Raw genomic sequence first — 17592 nt, 5'->3', positions numbered from 1 at the left:
CTACGGTGCTACGAGCACTGCGGCAGATGCGGCTGGAGCGAGGCTGGGCGAAATCTTCGCTTGAATGCTCGTGCGCTGCGCGAATAGACGGGCGGCAGAGTCGGCTCCGAAAGGAGAAACCCCTGCACATGTGTCGCTCCGGCGCACCTGGCGGCCTCAAGCTGATCGTATGTTTCGATGCCTTCGACAACCACAATCGATGCCGCAAAGGAGGCCAGAGCGACCAGGTCACGCAGGATCGGCGCGGCATCACCCAGGCGGTGCTGCGCGAAACATGCGTCGATTTTCACGAGATCGACCGGGATGGTCGACAGCGCATTGCCGGTCCCGAACCTGTCTATCGCAATTCTATAGTCCATCGCGCGGGCGCTGCCGAGCAAGTTCGCGGCGAAGGGCGTTTTCAGAGGCTGCGTTACCTCAAGAACCATGCGGGTCGCCAAGGCGCTGTGCCGCGAGAGGAGGTCGTGCAACACCATGCAGCTTCGCTCATCGGCTATGATCTCGGCCGAGAGGTCGCAGCCGAGCACGTCCGACGGATGGCAAGCGAGCCATTCAAACGCCAGGTCGAGGAGATCGAGCCCGAAAGCCAGAGCGATCTGCGACGCTCCGGGGAAAGCGGAGAACTCTCCGCGGGTTCTGACCGTACCGTCCGGCTCCACGAATCTCGCGAGGCATTTCGAATAGAGGACCTCGCCTGGATCAGCGACGGCGTTTATCTGTTGCAGGGAGAACCCGATCCGTCCGTGCTGCATCGCCCGCACAGCACCGCAAGTTGCGTCGTCGCGTGTCTGCAAATTCATGGATCAAGCCGCCCCAAACGGATTGCGGACGGATGCCGGCTGCTGCCGGCACCGTCCGAACTCAGGTTTACTCCGCAACACCCAGGTCGTCAGCGGTTTCCGGCAGCGTTTCACGTATCTCGTCGATCTTGCCGAACTCCGGTCCGACGCCGAGTATCTCTTTAGCCTCGGCGAGATCGTCGCCGGTTACGACGCCATCCTTGCTGAAGCTCTCGAGTGCCTCGCGAAGCGCTTCGTCGCTCAAGGCCGGATCGGTCGCGATGGCGTCGGAACCGTTCTCAGCCTCGAACTCCGCATAGGCAATCGCATAGTCGGAGATCGCGGCCATCCGCGGGTCGTTGGAGTTGAGATAGGCGTGATAATTCCGGTTCAGCGAACTGAACCCCGAACCGCGCACGGCGCTCTCAAGTTCCTCATCCGGGTCCAACGGATCCGTGTCCGAACGGTCTGAACTATCCGAGGCGTCCGACGTGTCCAATGTATCCGACGTGTCAGGCAGCGTTTCGCGTATCTGGTCGATCTTGCCGGTTGCTGGCCCGACGCCGAGTATCTCCTTGACCTCGAGAAGGTCGTCGTCGGTCACGACGCCGTCCTTATCGAAGCTTTCGAGTGCTTCGCGGAGCGCCTCGTCGCTCAGGGCAGGATCGGTGGGGATGGCGTCGATGCCGTTCTCAGCTTCGAACTCGGCATAGGCAATCGCATAAGCCGAGATCGCTGCCATGCGTGGATCGTTGGAGCTGAGATAGGCGTGATAGTTCCGGTTCAGAGAACTGAACCCCGAGCCCAGCTTTACCTTTTCAGGTTCAACCGTCTTCGGCTTGCCCGCCGCGACGTGTCCAGACTTCACTGGCTTGGCTGCCTTGATCGTCTTCTTCGACTTGGTCCCGCGCGAAAAGAGCGACTTCAGGGTCTTGTCGCCATGGCTCTTGCCAGACCGCGCCTTGTCCTGCTTGCCACTGCCGGAATGCGACTTGCTCTGGCCGCCGCCATGACCGCCTCCGTTGCCGCCTCCGTTGCCGCCGCCATTGCCACCGCCGTTTCCGCCGCCATTGCCGCCCTTGGCAAAAGCAACACCCGAGGCGCCGAAGGTCACGGTTGCAAGAGGAGCGACCGCGATCGCCAGGGCAAGGACGCTCCTTCCGATTGTCTTGGAAATAGCCATAGCCGGCCTCCTTGGTTTCACTTGCCTCATGCTTGGAGGCGTCGGATTTCTTACCAAGGCGACGGTAGCTTGAGCGGGGTCGCGCCACCATGGCTGTCGGACTATTGCGCTGGCTTCTCGGACCTAGGTCTGACAGAACGGGCCACAAAAGGTCCGAGCCACCAGCGCAAACGTGGCGTGCCATTGACCCGCCTATAGGAGACGGTAGTTATATCGGCATCAATCGAACGATGTGCCGCCAACGAATCGAGCGGACAGGCCCGAGATTTGTCGTGCGCGCCAAAGACCTGATCACAAGATGGAACGCCCAGCCCCTGGCGAAGCAGTTCCTGATGGCCGGCGGGATCGTCGCCGCCACGGCAATGATCGTGGTGGGCGCGTTCGTCACGAGCCTTATCGAGGACGCCGTCACCCGAAACTCGGCGGCGACGACAGCGCTCTACGTCGACAGCGTGATTGCGCCTCTGCTGCCGGACATGCAGACGACAGAAGTTCTCGACGATACCGTTTCGCGTGCGCTCGACGAGACACTTGGCCAGGGCGCGCTCGGTGGCCGTTTGCTGGCGTTTCGACTTTGGCGGGCGGACGGCACCATCCTCTACGCGAATGAAGAGAGCATGGTCGGAAAACGGTTCGAGCTAAGTCCTGAACTGAAGGCGGCATTCGACGGCGACGTCGTGGCTCAGTTCACGCCGGTAGACGATCTCGATGGCGAGACCGAGCGCGCAGCAAACAAGCCGCTTCTCGAAATCTACAATCCCGTGCTGCAGCCCTGGTCGGGACAGGTGGTCGCCGTCTCCGAGTTTCATGAGATTGCCAATGATTTCGAGCTCAGCCTGGGCCGGGCCAGAATCCAGACGTGGCTGGCCGTTGCGGGCTTTACGCTTGCATTCTTCATCATGCTTTCGGCAATCGTGATGCGCGGCAGCAGGACGATCGACAAGCAGCGCCTCGCCCTCAAGCAGCGCGTCGAGGAACTTTCCGCGCTGCTTGAGCAGAATGAGATGCTGCGCGGGCGCTTGCAGCAGGCGTCGCAGCGGGCCACGGCTCTCAACGAACAGATGCTGCGCCGGATCGGTGCGGACCTGCATGATGGCCCCGCTCAACTGCTGGCCTATGCCTCGCTGAGGGTAGATAGCGAGGCGTTGATGAGCACGGCGACCCCGACAGACAAGCGCGAACGCGAGGTCGCCGCCATCAAGGCAAGTCTCGACGAGGCGATGCGTGAGATCCGAACCATATGCAACGGGCTGGTCCTGCCGCAGATCGAAACGGCGAGCCTGCGAGAGATACTCGAGCGCTGTGTCCACGCCCACCGGCAGCGAACCGGCTCGGCTGTGGATTTGTCGCTGTCCCGTCCGCCGGATCACCTTTCCCCCTCGGCGAAGATATGCATATACCGTTTTGTGCAGGAGGCGTTGAACAATGCCTACCGACACGGCGGAGGCGTTGGGCAGCGTGTCGTGCAGAGCATGGACGGCAACAGGGTGCGGATCGAGGTAGCCGATGGCGGGCCCGGTTTCGATCCCGACAAAGTGAGGTCGACGAGCCTCGGGCTTGCCGGTCTGAGAGAGCGGATAGAAAGTCTCGGCGGAACATTTGAACTGAACGGCGCCGCTCCGGGCACGGTTGTCCGGATGTCGCTCGGCATCGAGGAGGTGGGGCAGCTATGACGACTGCGATTCGCGTTGCGGTGATCGACGATCACCCTCTGTTCAGAGAGGGGGTGACGAGGAGTCTATCGGAGCTCGAAGGCTTCGAAATTGTAGCCGAAGGCGGCTCGCGCGACGATGCGCTGAGAATTGCCGAGAACCTGGCGCCCGACGTGATGCTGCTCGATATCTCGATGCCCGGGAGCGGACTCGAGGCGGTGCCGCTTATTCTTCAGATCGCTCCGGCGCAGAAGATCGTCATGCTCACCGTTTCGGAGGCAGGCGACGACGTCAAGGCCGCCCTGCAGGGCGGCGCCAAGGGCTATATCCTCAAGGGGATCGGATCGAGAGCGCTGGCGGATGTCATCCGCGCCGTCGCCTCCGGCGAAAGCTACGTGGCTCCGACACTGTCGGCCAAACTCCTGTCCAACAGCGCACCCCCCTCGGCAAGCAAGTTCGACCTGATCCACGACCTGACCACTCGAGAGCGAGAGGTTCTCAATCTCGTCGCATCAGGAATGAGCAACAAGCAGGTCGCTCGCAAGCTCAATCTGCACGAGAAGACGATCAAGCACCACATGACGCAGATCATGGCAAAGCTCGACGTCGCCAACCGGACCGAGGCGGCAATGGTGCTGCGCGACGCCTTAGATCGCCCGCTCAGTCAATAAGGGATAGCAGCCGCTTCTGGTCAGCCGACGTCGCGCGCCGGTTCACGATGGTGCGCCCGCGGCCGTCTTTCATGATGTAGCGGCCGTTTTTGATTTCTTCGCTTATTCCTTCGACGTGGCGAATTTTCAAGATCGAGCCGAAGGTTCCGACGGCCGCACCTTTTGCCCTCGCTCCGCTGGAACTGCTGCTGTTCGAGTCCTTTCCATTGCCGTTGCCGCCGCCATTGCCATTGCCGCCACCATTGCCGCCACCATTGCCGCCACCATTGCCATTGCCGCCGCCATTACCACCGCCATTGCCACCATTCTTGGCGAGGGCGGATTGAAGCGAGAGTTCGAGCGCAGAGTCGGACAGGGTTGCCTTATAAGGCAGGCCTGCGAAGACAAAGCCGATCGTCACGGTGCACAGGACCGCCACGAACTTTCGTCCGCTGGTCTTGGCATTGCTGCTAAGAAAAATCATTGGCGCACCATTCGCCTGGCAGTGGCTATCAGCATGACGAGCAAAGGCCGGCTTATTGGAGTCGAGCCGATCCGGCGATCTTCGTGCTCGCCTTTCTCGGAATACCTTGCCCACGGCGCAAATCAATCGTCAACCCGCGGCTTGCCATATCGAGTGTTCTTGGACCTTTCTCACGTCGCGTCTGGACATTCGCCCAGCCCACTTCGGACCAAGGTCTGAAGAGATCGGTTTAGCCATCGGGCCGCAGCGACAAAGAGAGCCCGCCGGATGGGACCGGCGAGCTCGACCCCCGCGCAGGAAGGGACGGCGCTGCGCGAAGATTGCTGCAAGAACAGCACTTTCGCCTATAAGTTCCTTTTCTCCTCAGCACTCAGACCTCTGCGCGTGCGGATCAGACCAAAGGCCGATGCACGCTGCGCCAGGGGTCCCGAATCGCCACAGGCACCCGCTCGTTACGGCGCGTCGTGCGCGCTTTCGACCATTGTAACGGTATCGGGTGCATAGACACGGGTTTGCTGTCGGGGCTCCGTGAGCAAATCCCCTACAAACAGATAGGCGCTTAAGAGGGCGATCAGCACAAGCATCAATGCGACGGGTATTCCGCTGCGGGCTTCGCGTTCCGGATAGGCCGATATTCTGTATCGCATCGCGCATCTCCATCCATTTGGTCGCGGGGTAAACCCTGCCCGCGTCAGACCTGCCCGACGCCGCGCACTACGTGTCAGTCCGCCGGTGTCTCATCGGCAGCTATGCGGTTCCACGGCCTTTCGTTCCACCGAGACGCGGTCATCAGACCTTTGCGGTTTCGAGACTGGTTCGAAAGACGGGAGCGCATCCGACCAAGGTCTGATCGTCACCCTTGTCGCTCCGGGCGGGTACTGAAGGACCTATCACGGATAATTCATTGTGCAGTGCAGCAACAAATTCCGCTCAGCTACGTTATGGCTTGGTGGCGCCCGGCAAGGAGATACCCATTCATGAGAACAGTATCCGATAGGCTTGCAAGGATTACGCGGCTCAGGTCAGACAAAGCCGAGCCTGTTCATTCCCGCAACAGGCTTTTGACACTCACGAATTTCGGTTCGAACCCCGGTGCGCTGAAAGCAAAATACTACCTGCCGAAAAGCCTCGCCAGGAAGCCGGCGCTCGTCGTCGTCCTGCACGGCTGCACGCAGATTCCGGCCGATTATGATGCAGGCTCCGGCTGGTCGCAAATGGCCGACGAGCAGGGTTTCGCGCTTCTCTACCCGCAGCAGGTGCGCGACAATAACGGCAATCTCTGCTTCAACTGGTTCCTGCCCGACGACATCGGCCGCGACAAGGGCGAGGCTCTCTCCATCCGGCAAATGATCGAAACGATGGTCTCAAGGCACAAGCTTGCCAGCGAGCGAATATACGTCACCGGCCTTTCCGCCGGCGGCGCAATGGCGAATGTTCTGCTCGCGACCTATCCGGACGTCTTTGCCGGCGGCGCGATCATTGCCGGGCTTCCCTATGCAACCGCGTCGACCGTATCGGAGGCATTCGAGCGGATGCACGGCCACGGCATCCCGATGATCCGGGAACTGCGCGCCGGCCTTCGCGCCGCCTCCCCCCACAGCGGACCCTGGCCGACGCTTTCCGTGTGGCACGGAACCGGGGACAGCACCGTTGCCGAAGCGAATGCGCGGGCGATCGTCGAACAATGGCGCGGCGTTCACGACGTCGCTTCGGCGCTGGCTGTCACCGAAGCCGTAGACGGCCAGACGCGGAAGGTCTGGAGGGACGCCGACGGACGCGACCGCATCGCGCTCTACACCATCCGCGACATGGGACATGGGCTGCCGCTCGACGTGGCGAGCGGCTACGGGAAGAGCGGTCCCTATATGCTCGACGTCGGCATCTCTTCCACCGCACACATCGCCCAATCCTGGCGGCTGACGCGAAAACCCGCGACGGTCCGGCGGCGCAAATCGGTGGCCAAGGCGCCTCCCGACCGCCTCGTGCCTGAGGATCGCTCGTCGTCACCGGACGACAAGATCCGGAAAGTCATCGATTATGCGCTTCGCGCGGCCGGCTTGAAGCGATAGCCGGCATCCACCGCACGCGGCGGCAAAACTCTAAAATCAGTCGCTGCCCGTGCGGCCGTGCCAAGGATCAGGGCCTGGATTGCGCCCGGCTGCGGCCGCGGCCAGCCGGTCGAGATAGTGGGCCCAGCCTTCCGCATGGCCGGCGCATTGCTCGGCACTGGGCAGGCCCGAATGGGTCAGGCGCAGCAGCGTTCCGTCCGGCTGTTCGATCAGGTCGATTTCCACCAGGCTCGATCCCGGCGGCACGACCTCGCTGCCCTCCCAGCCGAAGCTGTAGGCGAGCCGGTGCACCGGCACGACCTCGCGGAAGGATCCGCGGGCGAAGCGGGCCCCGGTGACGTTGACCAGATAAAGCCCCTCCGGCTGCGGCTCGATCTCCGCCTCGGTGCCCATCCAGCGCAGGATCTTCTCGGGGTCGGTCAGCAGCGCGAAGACCGCCGCGGGCGGCGCGGCAATATGCGTCTCACGGCGGACGACGAGGGACTCTTGCATCGGTCTCCCCCATGGTTGCCCCCTTGCGGCGACGGATCGGCAGGCGGGATCGGGACCGTTCCAATGATAGCCCCTCGGCGCCGGATGCGAAACCACCAATACGCCCCGCGCGAGCAGACCCGCCCGAGACGAGTGTAAGTATCGATCTGCAAGTGATTTCTTTCCACCAATTTCGCTTCGAGAGGTCACGCGCAGACGCGGATGACAGGCCGCCTCTCCTGGCGCTATGCTTCCCGCATGGACCTGCCCGCACCCCTCGGCTGGCTGCTGGACGAGGCCGGCGCCTCGCCCGGCCCCGACCGTTTCCTCGCAGAGCTCGGCAGCCGGCTCCTGGCCGAACGTCTTCCCTTGGCCGGCGGCGCCCTGACGCTCGCGGTGCCGCATCCGATCATCGCCCGCCGCACCTGGCTGTGGCGCGCGGAGACGGGGGCGGTGATCGAATCTTTAGGCTTCGCCGGCGGCCCGCCGAGCCATGCCGAGCGCGACTGGCTGGCCGGACTCGGTCCGGTTCTGGAGGACACGGTCGGAGCGGCGCCCGACAAACCGGTGCTCGCCTGGGCCGGGATACGCGGCTTCGACCCGGCCGAAGCGAGCCGGCTGCGGCAGGCGGCCCGCTTTGCCGCGGCGCCACTGGCGGCGCTTGCCGAGCGGGCTGCGCTGTCGGCGCTGCTCGAGGCCTATCTCGGCCGCCGCAGTGCCGCACGGGTCCGGGCCGGCGCACTGACCCGCGGCACCGGCGAGACCATCCGCGCCGTACTGCTCTATGCGGATCTGCGCAATTTCACCGCGCTCTCCGAGGCAACCCCGCCCGCCGAGATGATCGCGTCGCTCGACGCCTGGTTCGACCGCGTCGCCGGGGCGATCCACGCCTTCGGTGGCGAGGTGTTGAAGTTCATCGGCGATGGCCTGCTGGCGATCTTCCCTGTGACCGGTTCGGCAGCCGAGGCCTGCGAGGCGGCCCTTCGCGCCGTCGTCGCCGCCCGCGCCGGCATGGCGCATCTTGACGCCGCGCGCCAGGCCCAGGGGCTGCCGCCGCTCCTCTTCGGTACGGCACTGCATTTCGGCGACGTCCTCTGGGGCAATATCGGCGCCGTCGACCGGCTGGATTTCACCGCTATCGGCCCCGCCGTCAACCTCGTCAGCCGCCTCGAGGGCCTCTGCCGCCCGCTCGGCCGCTCGGTCCTGATCTCCGGCGCCGTCGCCGAGGAAACCTCAAGCCCGCTGCTGCCACTCGGCGACCACGAGCTCCGCGGCATCGCCGCGCCCTGCGCCGTGTTTACGCTGGCGGAGGGGTGATCAGGGACGTCGTCCGTCGCCCTCCCCGCCACCGATGGCGCACCGAGGCACGGCAGCGCGAGCGTCGAACGCGCAGTTCGTAGCGAAGACGTCGCCCCAATCCGCAGCCTAGGCCTCTTTCCAAAGACGCGTCAGGGGCCCGTCGGCGCCATGGAGCGGGTCGGTTGCGGGGAGCGGCAGGTTGGCGATCGTTTGCAGGGCGCTCGTGCTGGCGGCCTGCGTCTGGATATCGGCCGTCTGCCCGGGCGGATAGCCGCCGACGACGAGGAAAGCGTCGCTCGACCCGAGGTTCCTGTGACCCGTCCCCGCCGGTAGGACGAGACAGTCGCCTGCACCCACCTTCAGCACCACGCCGTCCGGACCGCCGATCAACAGCTTCGCATTGCCTCCGGCGATGCCGAGGACTTCATGTGCGCCGATATGATAATGCTGATAGGAAAAGACGCCGTTGCGCCACAGCCCCTGCCAACCGGCCGCGGCAAAGCGCCGCTCGAACGCCGCCGCATCGCTCTCCGCGGCGGACAGAGCCTGACGATAAAGAAGCACCGGCAGCCTGGGGTGGTTCGGCACCCATTCGCTCGGCTGGAATTTCATGCATTCGGGTTCGCGCATCTCCGGCTCCGCCCATTAGATGTCGTTCCCATTATTTATAGGACCTGATTCGACGAATTCGAGCGATCGCCGGCAATTGGGCGCGAGGGGTGCAGCCGTCCCGGCCGGCCGCTCAACAGGAGCGGAGTGTCTGGGATGGAAGCTCTCCGAAACGGTTGCGGTAATCGGTCGCCAGACGCCCCATATGCGTAAAGCCCCATTTGAGCGCTATGTCGGCGACGCTTTGCCCCGGCCAGGCCTGGGTCAGCTCTTCGCGAAGCGCCTTCAACCGCAGATCCTGGAGGTAGCTCATCGGGGTGGTCATTTTGAATTGGCGAAACCCCTGCTGGAGGGTACGCGAACTGACCCCGCAGGCGGCGGCGACCTCTACCAGGGTAATCGGCCTCGACAGGTTGGCCCTCATGAAATCGACCGCCTTCTTCACATGCCGCGGGACCGGCGAAACCGCGCGGCGCATTTTTTCCGAGAAGCGGTGAGGCACCGTGTCGAGGAGCAGCTGGATCAAGGCCTCACTTAAGTTTGTCAGCGCGAGGGGCGACCTGCGCAACGGTGCATCGCCAGTAAGGCCCGCTCTCAGCGTCTCGGCCATGCTGGCAATCGCCGTTCCGGGTCCCGACAACAGATCGAGTTCCGGCGAGAACTCTAAGGCACCGGAGACCGGCATCTCGACAATGTCGCAGAGCTGGCGCAAAAGTGCCGCTCGATCGATAGCGACGAACATGTGCTCGCGAGCGCTCGAGGACTGGGCGACAATGCGGCGATCGCCTTCTATGACTGCGCCGCGGCCGGGCGACGTGCGAAATGCCTCCCGTCCCATGCGAAGGTCTACACCCCCACGAAGCGGCACGAGCAGCACCAGCTGGCCGTCGGCCTCGCTCTCGAAGAGGACTCGTCCCTCAATGTGCGTGCAGCCGATCGATACGATGCCGGCGTTCGCCCAGGCGCATTTGTAATAGATGCTCTCCCTGCCAAGTGGCCGGACAACGACACTGGAGACCCAACTCGTCAGCGTTGCTGCAAGGCGGTCCGGGTCGCGCCCTTCGAACGACACCCAGTCCGGACGCGTCGCCGAATCCCCCAATGCCATCGATACTCTTCTCCTTGCTTACATTCTATGAGCAGAATTCCGCGGGTGGCGCCGTCACGCTGAAAGGTATGCCATAATACATCGCAGCGGCGGCACAGCATCATACAATGGACCTTGTAATGCAACAGGCTGCATTCGATGCACCGAGTTGCAGGTGTCCCGCGGCAGATACTTTCACGCCGAACGCCGCATTCACCGCAGGACGTCCGCGCCCGTGAAAACAGAACCGCCGACGCGCCGCCTTGTATCGGAGGGGTTTTCGCCATAGGTCGCCCTGTAGACCGCGGAAAACCGCCCGAAATGAAAGAAGCCCCATTTCAGGCAGATCGCTCTCAGGGTCTGATTGTTCTCGGGATCGAGGAGGTCCTGGCGTGCCGAGCGCAGGCGAAGCCTGAGGAGATAGGCGGCGGGCGTCGTATCCCGGAAGGCGCGGAAGCCGGTTTCCAGAGCTCGGACGGAAACGCCGGCAGCTTCGGCAACCATAGGCATGGTGATCGGCTGATTGATATTGGCTTGCATGAACTCGATCGCCCGGCGGACATGGCGCGGGGCGATCAGGCACGGCTTCTTGTCCAGCAAGTGCGATAGCCGGTGGGGGACCAGGCGCACCACCACGTCGGCAAGCGCCTGCGTCAAGTGCGCCATAGCGATTGGCGACTGCAGCAAGGGACCGCCGTTGCGTATGCCGCCCATGATCGTTTCTGCAAGATTGCCGATCAACTGGCCGGCCGGCGTGGACAAGCTCACCTGCGGCAGCAGGTTCAGGGATCCGTCGAAGGGCGCCTCGAAGGTCTGACCCAATGTCTGAAGGACGACAGACCAATTGATCAGGAGCTCGTCCACGAGGTTGTCTTCCCCGTGCATGATGACGCTATTGGGTTCGAAATTGTTGTAGAGGAGCAATCCCCCTGGCCCCGCTTCGGCCATCCGCGGCCCGTAGGTCACGCCCATGCCGCCGTTTCGAGGCACGACGATCGACAGATACTCCGCAGTATCGGCGGTCGGCTCGATGTGGAACTCGAAATCGCTTTGATGATAGCCCGTGATCAACACGGCACTGTCGCAGGCCGAAAGGTCGATCCCCCAACGGAAATTCTGCGCCTCGCTGATCGGCTCGGCAGCGAATGTGCCGAAAGCGCCGCCGAGCGTTTCGATCATGCTGTCGAATGACGAACCGCGAAATTGAAACGATGCCTGTGCAGCGTTGTTATCCGACATGCGACCCCGATTGCATCTGCAACGCCCGCACGACAGACCAGGCGGTCCCTCTGCGTAAAGCAAGGTTCCCGCCTAGCGTCGCATGCTTCCCCATGCCGTCGAAAGCCGTGGCGCGAAATTGCCCGAAAGCATAGGGGGGGCAACATCGATGCGCAACAGTTGCCCGCGCTACGACGCCTTCGCCTTCAGCAACCGGGCAGAGCGCGCTTTCGCGTATCGGCCCAGCCCGATCTTCATGCCGACCAACAGCGGGGCGGCGACGACGAAAAGCAGCGCCACCGCATTGAATGCCGTGTCGAAGGCGATCACGCTGGACTGACCTGTCACGGCCCGGCCGAGAAGGCTGGTCGCCGCCAGGCCGGCTTCGGGCGCGTCCATCCCCTTCGCTGTCAGCATGGCCGCCGTCGCCGTCAGTCGTTCGATGACCGCGGGCTTGCCGGCGGTGACATTTGCGCCGAGGACGGCGAGATTGGCGACGACGTTATGGTCGATCAGCGTCTGGAGCGCGGCGACTCCCGCGAGCCCGCCAAGCTGGCGGCCCGTATTGAAGAGCCCGATTCCGGAGGCGAGGTTTCGGCTGCCGAGGTTGCTGAAAGCGATCAGGGTGATCGACAGGAACAGGAAGCCAAGGCCGAGGCCGCGCAACAGGATCGCTGCCATCATGTCGTCGGCGCCGCTCTCGATGGTCGACCCGGACAGCATCCACATCGCGATCATGATCAGCAGGATGCCGAATGGCACCGTGGCGAAGGGCGGAACGCGGCGCACCTGGAAGAGAACGGCGGCGACGAGCAGAGCGGCGATGAAAAGCCCGCCGCTTGGCAACAGAAGCAGGCCGGCGTCCGTCGGCCTGAAGGCGAGGATGGAGACGGCAAAGGACGGGATCAGGAACGCGCTTCCGAACAAGGCGGCGCCGGCGACGAAGCTGACGATGAAGGCGAAGGTGAAATCTTCCGATCCGAACAGGGTGAAGTCGAGGAGGCCCCGTCCCTTGGCCAGCACCTGCTGGCCGAGAAATGCCAGCAGAGCGGCGAGACCGATCACAGTCAGCCACAGGATGCGCGGTTCCTCGAACCAATCCCATCGGCTGCCCTGGCTGAAGACATAGGTGAAGCAGAAATGCGAGAGCGAGATCAGCGCGAAGCCGATCCAATCGAACGGACGGCGCACGGTCTCGGGGGTTTCCGGCGGGTCGGCGATCAACAGCAGCCCGACAGCGGCGAGCGCGACCGGAACGACGCTAAAGAAAATCCATGTCCAGGATTGACTGTCGAGCAACCACCCCTGGAGGGCAGGCGCGATCGTCGCGGGGGCGACGACGGCTCCCATCGCGAACAGCGCCTGAAGGATAGGCTGGCGGGATCGCGGATAGGTGAAGAAGATGATGGCCTGGCCGCCGACAAGCAGGATGCCGCCGGAAAGGCCCTGAACGATGCGGAGCGCGACCAGCAGGTCGAGGCGATCGGTTATGGCGGCAGTGCCGCAGGCGATGCCCATGACGAGGGTGGCGCCGATGACGAGGTTCAGCGGCCGAACACGGTTCATGAGCCAGGGGGCAGCCAGGAACCCGATGAGCTTGAACGTCGTATATCCGATGTCCAGCCAGGCGAACTCGTCCGGCGTCGCGTAGGTGTCGCCGATGATGTCGCCGCGTCCGAGCGACAGCACGGTGCTGGCGACCGCCTCGGTGAGGGTGGCAAGCACGATGCCGGCAATTAGAAGGGTTCCGGCCGCGGATCTGTCGCGGCTCTCTGTGGCCGTGAAAACTGTGGTCATGAGCCGCCTCCCTGCGCGATTTCGACGCGCGCGGAGAGGCCGGGCACGATGCGGCCGGGGGACGGATTTTTGGCAAGCCGGATCTTCACCGGAACGCGTTGGACGACGCGAACGAAGTTGCCTGTCGCATTGTCAGCGGGGAGCAGGCTGAAGGCGGACCCGCTGCCGGGCGCAAAGCTGTCAACCACGCCGTCAAGCACCCCGTTCGGGTAGCCGTCGATGGTGATGCGGGCGCGCTGGCCGGGCCGGATATGTTCGAGCTGGGTTTCCTTGAAATTGGCCACAACCCACACGTAATTGACCGGAACGATGTCGAGCAAGGAGGCGCCGGGCGCGACAAGCCGACCGACGCGGACCTGGCGGTTGCCGATGACGCCCGCGACCGGCGCGCGTACGATGGTGCTGTCGAGATCGATTTGGGCGAGGTCGCGCGCCGCCTCCGCCTGCGCCACGGCAGCAACGGCCGCTTCGCGCTGAGCGGCAAGGACGGCGATGCGGTGCTGCTGCGCCTCTACCGCTGCGGCGGCGGCTGACACGTTCGCCTCGGCTCTCGTGCGTGCCGCATCGCTTTCGTCGACATGGGCCTGGCTGATCGTGTTGCTGCGGATCAGTTCGCGGCGGCGATCATAGGCCTTGGTCGCAAAATTGAGCTCCGCCACGGCCGACCGGCTCTGGGCTTCGGCCTGGCGGATGAGGGCATGCTGAAGCTCGGTCTCCGCATCGACGTTGATGAGCCGAGCCTGGGCGGCTTCGACGTTGGCGGCGGCCTGTTGAAGCCGTGCACGGTAGTCGCGATCGTCGATGCGGAACAGGACGTCACCCGCTCGGACCGTCTGGTTGTCCTGAACCGCAACGGCCGTGACATAGCCCGCAACCTTCGGCGCGAGCGAAGTCACGTCGCCGCGGACATAGGCATTGTCGGTCGACGCCCCGCCGCCCGAACGGGCCCAGGCCCAGCCGCCGGCCATGACGGCGACGGCGCCGACGCACAGAGCCAAGCCGGCGATCTTTTTCTTTTTGGACTTCGCCGCGACGACACCTTTCGCGGGGCTCCTGCCGGTGACGATGGCGATCTTGTCCTCGAGCGTATCCATTTTCTCAGTTCCTGTTGAAATGCCGATGGCCCGGTAAGCAGCCCTTGCGGCGGTTGCCTCCCAGGGCTGCGGGCACTCGAACGACGTGGTTATTGTCCGATGGGCGTGGTCAGTTCCGTTTCGTCGGTGTCGACGACAAACACCGCCAGCAGTCGGGCAGGTTCCGTGTCGCTGGCATTCGCGCTCACCTGATGATGGGAGCCCGGCTCCTCGTAGAAGTTCTCGCCGGCCCTGTAGATCTTTTCCGGCGAACCGTTGACGCTGCTGCGGATCGCGCCCTCGAGCACCGTCGCATAGATAAAGGCGGACTTCGGATGAGTGTGGGCCGGCGACCCGCCGCCCGGCCCGTACTCGACGAGCACTCCCTTCATGCTCTTGCCAGGGACGTTGGGAAGCGCGTGGTCGAAGACGACGGTCACCTTGCCCGCCGGCCTGTCATCGGCGGAAGCTGCAGTGATCGAAAGCGCTGCCAGGGCAGCAGCCGAGAGAAATCGTGCAAGCATGGCATTTCTCCTTCGAGGGTAGCTGTCGTAAAGATGTGCGGGGCCGCGTTCATCTTGGCGGCTCGCCGGAGACTCAGTGGGCGACTTGCCGGGCGAGCCAATCCTCGAACCGGATTGCACCGATGCGTGCATTGCTGCCTGGGGTCAGCGATTGATCGTCGAGGACGGAGCCGAAGTAGCGGGCGTGAACGTCCGGTACGACCTTGCGCGTGTCCTTGGTTGCCTTGAGGAAGCGCCTGACCAACTCGTCGAGCGGCATCGCCTCCGGACCGGCGACTTCGACCGTGCCGTTTGCAGGCGGCGCGAGCGCGACATCGGTGAGCGCCGCCGCAACGTCGTCGGAGGCCATGGGCTGGAAAAGCGCCGGCGACAGGCGAATTTCCTCGCCGACCGTCCCCGCCTGGGCAATGCCGCCGACGAACTCGAAGAACTGCGTGGCGCGCAGGATGGTATAGGGAATGCCGGACGCCTTGATAAGGTTTTCCTGCGCGACCTTCGCCCGGAAGTAGCCGTTGTCGGGAAGCCGTTCGCTGCCGACGATCGAGAGGGCCACGTGGTGGCGGACGCCGGCGGCAGCTTCCGCGGCCAACAGGTTGCGGCCCGACGTTTCGAAAAATTCGAGGACTGCCTTGTCTTCCCAAACCGGCGCGTTGGCGACGTCGACGACGATCTCCGCCCCGTCCAGCGCTTCGGCCAGGCCCTCGCGGGTGATGGTGTTGACGCCGGTGTTCGGGGCAGCGGCGAGGGCCTCATGGCCGCGCTCCCTGAGGTTCTTCACGACTTTCGATCCGATGAGGCCGGTGCCTCCAATGACGACGATCTTCATGGCTCTCTCCGTTTCTGCCGACCGCACCATTGCCGTCGACCCGGGTGGAGAGTGCCTGCAAGCTTGCCGGAAGTCCTTGCCGCGGGCTTGAATTGACCTTGAGGGAAGCTTGGTTATTCGTCCAAGGCGGCTGCCGATCATCCTTGCGGCCGAGGTGCGCGCGCGTTACGGCGAGCCGTGCTATCAATGGACAGAAGTGTCGCCGCTGCTCCGGCTGGCAAGCCGAGCCGCTCGGTCGAGGGATGCCGACGTGCAATTCGTGTTTGGAGACTATGTGCTCGACCCCGAGCGTCGAGAGCTGACCCTGCGCTCGGAAGTGGTGACCGTCGGACCGCAGGTCTTCGACCTGCTGCTGCATCTCGTCACGAACCGCGACCGCGTCGTCAGCAAGGACGATTTGTTGCAGGCGGTATGGAGCGGCCGGATCGTCTCGGAATCGACGATCACCAGCCACATCAACGCGGTTCGCAAGGCGATCGGCGACAACGGCGAGGAGCAGCGCCTGGTCCGGACGGTCGCCCGCAAGGGCTTCCGCTTCATAGGCGCGATCGAGACCGGCGAGGCCGCGAAGCCGAGCGAGCCCGACGGGCAAAGCATCGTCGGTCACTCCGCCGGCGAAGCGCGGGAGCCTCCTTCCAAGCTCGTCCTTCCGGACAAGCCCTCGATCACCGTCCTGCCCTTCCAGAATCTCAGCGGCGACCCGGAGCAGGACTATTTCGCCGACGGCGTGGTGGAGGACATCATAGCCGCACTGTCGCGCATCCGATGGCTGTTCGTCATCGCCCGCAATTCGAGTTTTGCCTACAAGGGCCGGACGGTGGATGTGAAGGACGTCGGCCAAGAGCTCGGCGTGCGCTACGTGCTGGAGGGCAGCGTGCGCAAGGCGGCAAACAAGGTGCGCATCACCGGGCAGCTCATCGATGCCACGAGCGGGACGCATCTCTGGGCGGAGCGCTTCGAAGGCACGCTCGACGACATCTTCGAGCTGCAAGACCAGATGGCCGAAACCGTCGTCGGCGCGATCTCACCTCAGCTCGAACGCGCCGAGATCGAGCGCGCCAAGCGCAAGCCGACGGAGAGCCTGGACGCCTACGACTACTATCTTCGCGGTATGGCGAAGCTGCACAACGGAACCCGCGAAGCAATCGAGGCGGCGCTGCGCTTGTTTTACAGGGCGATCGAGCTCGACCCCGAATTTGCCTCGGCCTATGCCGCGGCGGCCTGGTGCCATTTCTGGCGCAAGTTAAACGGCTGGATGACCGAGCGGGACCGCGAGATCGCCGAAGGCGTGCGGTTGGCGCGGCTGGCAGTGGAACACGGCCGGGACGACGCGGTCGCCCTGACGAGAGGCGGGCATGCGTTCGCCCATCTCGCCGGCGACCTCGACGGCGGCATCGCCTTGCTCGACAGGGCCGTGCTGCTCAACCCCAATCTCGCCACCGCCTGGTTCCTCGGCGGTGCGCTCCGCGCGCTTCGCGGTGAGACAGACGCCGCAATGGAGCACCTCGCCCATGCCGTTCGGCTGAGCCCGCTGGATCCGGAAATGTTCCGCATGCAGGTCGGGATGGCGCTGGCAAATTTCTTCGCCGGGCGCTTTGATCCCGCCTCGGCCTGGGCGGAAAAGGCATTGGGGAACCTGCCCAGCCTGCTGGTCGCGGTCGCTTTGCTGGCGGCAAGCCATGCGCTTGCCGGGCGCCTTGACGAGGCGGGCCACGCAATGCAGCGCCTGCGTGCGCTTGATCCGTCCTTACGCGTCTCCAATCTTAAGGCCTGGCTGCCGATCCACCGCCCGGAAGACCTGGCGCGGTTCGCCGATGGATTGCGGCTGGCGGGCTTGCCCGAGTGAGCCCGACGAGAGGCAGCGCGTGGCG

The 17592-nt window shown here is 64.1% G+C and carries 15 protein-coding genes and 1 pseudogene; 5 read left to right on the top strand and 11 right to left on the bottom strand.

Annotation, left to right across the window (positions count from 1 at the left end; genetic code table 11):
* Positions 1–8: 8 nt before the first annotated feature.
* Both SS05631_RS20640 and SS05631_RS32680 read right to left on the bottom strand, forming a co-directional pair.
* A complete protein-coding gene (locus tag SS05631_RS20640) occupies positions 9–800 on the bottom strand; it encodes an EAL domain-containing protein (RefSeq protein WP_037424663.1) in 792 nt (263 codons plus the stop codon).
* A 67-nt stretch (positions 801–867) separates the two neighbouring features.
* A pseudogene (locus tag SS05631_RS32680) lies at positions 868–1179 on the bottom strand (hypothetical protein); the annotation flags it as partial.
* A 1013-nt stretch (positions 1180–2192) separates the two neighbouring features.
* Here SS05631_RS32680 and SS05631_RS20630 point away from each other — a divergent pair.
* Positions 2193–3635 (top strand): sensor histidine kinase, encoded by a 1443-nt coding sequence (locus tag SS05631_RS20630; protein ID WP_037424660.1) that lies wholly within the window; start codon positions 2193–2195, stop codon positions 3633–3635.
* Positions 3632–4285: a response regulator transcription factor gene (locus SS05631_RS20625; RefSeq protein ID WP_037424659.1), complete on the top strand. Its 654-nt coding sequence runs from the start codon at positions 3632–3634 to the stop codon at positions 4283–4285. The genes SS05631_RS20630 and SS05631_RS20625 overlap by 4 nt, the downstream gene beginning before the upstream one ends.
* Here the strand turns inward: SS05631_RS20625 and SS05631_RS20620 are convergent.
* Positions 4275–4748: a hypothetical protein gene (locus SS05631_RS20620; protein ID WP_037424658.1), complete on the bottom strand. Its 474-nt coding sequence runs from the start codon at positions 4746–4748 to the stop codon at positions 4275–4277. The two genes, SS05631_RS20625 and SS05631_RS20620, sit on opposite strands and share 11 nt — an antisense overlap.
* A 977-nt stretch (positions 4749–5725) precedes the next feature.
* On the opposite strand from SS05631_RS20620, the gene SS05631_RS20610 reads away from it, so the two are divergent.
* Entirely contained in the window at positions 5726–6817 is a 1092-nt protein-coding gene (locus SS05631_RS20610; protein WP_037424656.1) for a PHB depolymerase family esterase, read from the top strand.
* 36 nt (positions 6818–6853) lie between these two features.
* Here the strand turns inward: SS05631_RS20610 and SS05631_RS20605 are convergent, their stop codons facing one another.
* Entirely contained in the window at positions 6854–7309 is a 456-nt protein-coding gene (locus SS05631_RS20605; protein WP_037424655.1) for an SRPBCC family protein, read from the bottom strand.
* Positions 7310–7546: 237 nt separating this feature from the next.
* On the opposite strand from SS05631_RS20605, the gene SS05631_RS20600 reads away from it, so the two are divergent.
* On the top strand, positions 7547–8605 hold the full coding sequence (locus tag SS05631_RS20600; RefSeq protein WP_095678105.1) for an adenylate/guanylate cyclase domain-containing protein: 1059 nt from the start codon (positions 7547–7549) through the stop codon (positions 8603–8605).
* Positions 8606–8713: 108 nt separating this feature from the next.
* On the opposite strand, the gene SS05631_RS20595 is transcribed toward SS05631_RS20600, so the two are convergent.
* From SS05631_RS20595 to SS05631_RS20565, 7 genes are all read right to left on the bottom strand, one after another.
* Positions 8714–9217, bottom strand: coding sequence for a cupin (locus tag SS05631_RS20595; protein WP_037424654.1), 504 nt, complete (start codon positions 9215–9217; stop codon positions 8714–8716).
* Positions 9218–9329: 112 nt separating this feature from the next.
* A complete protein-coding gene (locus tag SS05631_RS20590; RefSeq protein ID WP_050988350.1) occupies positions 9330–10304 on the bottom strand; it encodes an AraC family transcriptional regulator in 975 nt (324 codons plus the stop codon).
* A gap of 192 nt (positions 10305–10496) precedes the next feature.
* Positions 10497–11522, bottom strand: coding sequence for a helix-turn-helix domain-containing protein (locus SS05631_RS20585; protein ID WP_037424653.1), 1026 nt, complete (start codon positions 11520–11522; stop codon positions 10497–10499).
* A gap of 168 nt (positions 11523–11690) precedes the next feature.
* A complete protein-coding gene (locus tag SS05631_RS20580; protein WP_037424652.1) occupies positions 11691–13298 on the bottom strand; it encodes a DHA2 family efflux MFS transporter permease subunit in 1608 nt (535 codons plus the stop codon).
* Entirely contained in the window at positions 13295–14392 is a 1098-nt protein-coding gene (locus tag SS05631_RS20575; protein ID WP_037424651.1) for an HlyD family secretion protein, read from the bottom strand. Before SS05631_RS20575 ends, SS05631_RS20580 begins: the two co-directional genes overlap by 4 nt.
* 89 nt (positions 14393–14481) lie before the next feature.
* Positions 14482–14895 carry a cupin domain-containing protein gene (locus tag SS05631_RS20570; protein WP_037424650.1) on the bottom strand — a complete coding sequence of 138 codons (414 nt, stop codon included), beginning with the start codon at positions 14893–14895 and terminating at the stop codon, positions 14482–14484.
* A gap of 73 nt (positions 14896–14968) precedes the next feature.
* Positions 14969–15721 carry an SDR family oxidoreductase gene (locus SS05631_RS20565; RefSeq protein WP_037424642.1) on the bottom strand — a complete coding sequence of 251 codons (753 nt, stop codon included), beginning with the start codon at positions 15719–15721 and terminating at the stop codon, positions 14969–14971.
* 250 nt (positions 15722–15971) lie between these two features.
* Here SS05631_RS20565 and SS05631_RS20560 point away from each other — a divergent pair, with 250 nt between their 5' ends.
* Positions 15972–17567: a winged helix-turn-helix domain-containing tetratricopeptide repeat protein gene (locus SS05631_RS20560; RefSeq protein WP_037424701.1), complete on the top strand. Its 1596-nt coding sequence runs from the start codon at positions 15972–15974 to the stop codon at positions 17565–17567.
* Positions 17568–17592 lie beyond the last annotated feature (25 nt).

Source organism: Sinorhizobium sp. CCBAU 05631 (assembly GCF_002288505.1).
Classification (GTDB): Bacteria; Pseudomonadota; Alphaproteobacteria; order Rhizobiales; family Rhizobiaceae; genus Sinorhizobium; species Sinorhizobium fredii_C.
This window is presented reverse-complemented; position numbering and strand designations above follow the sequence as displayed.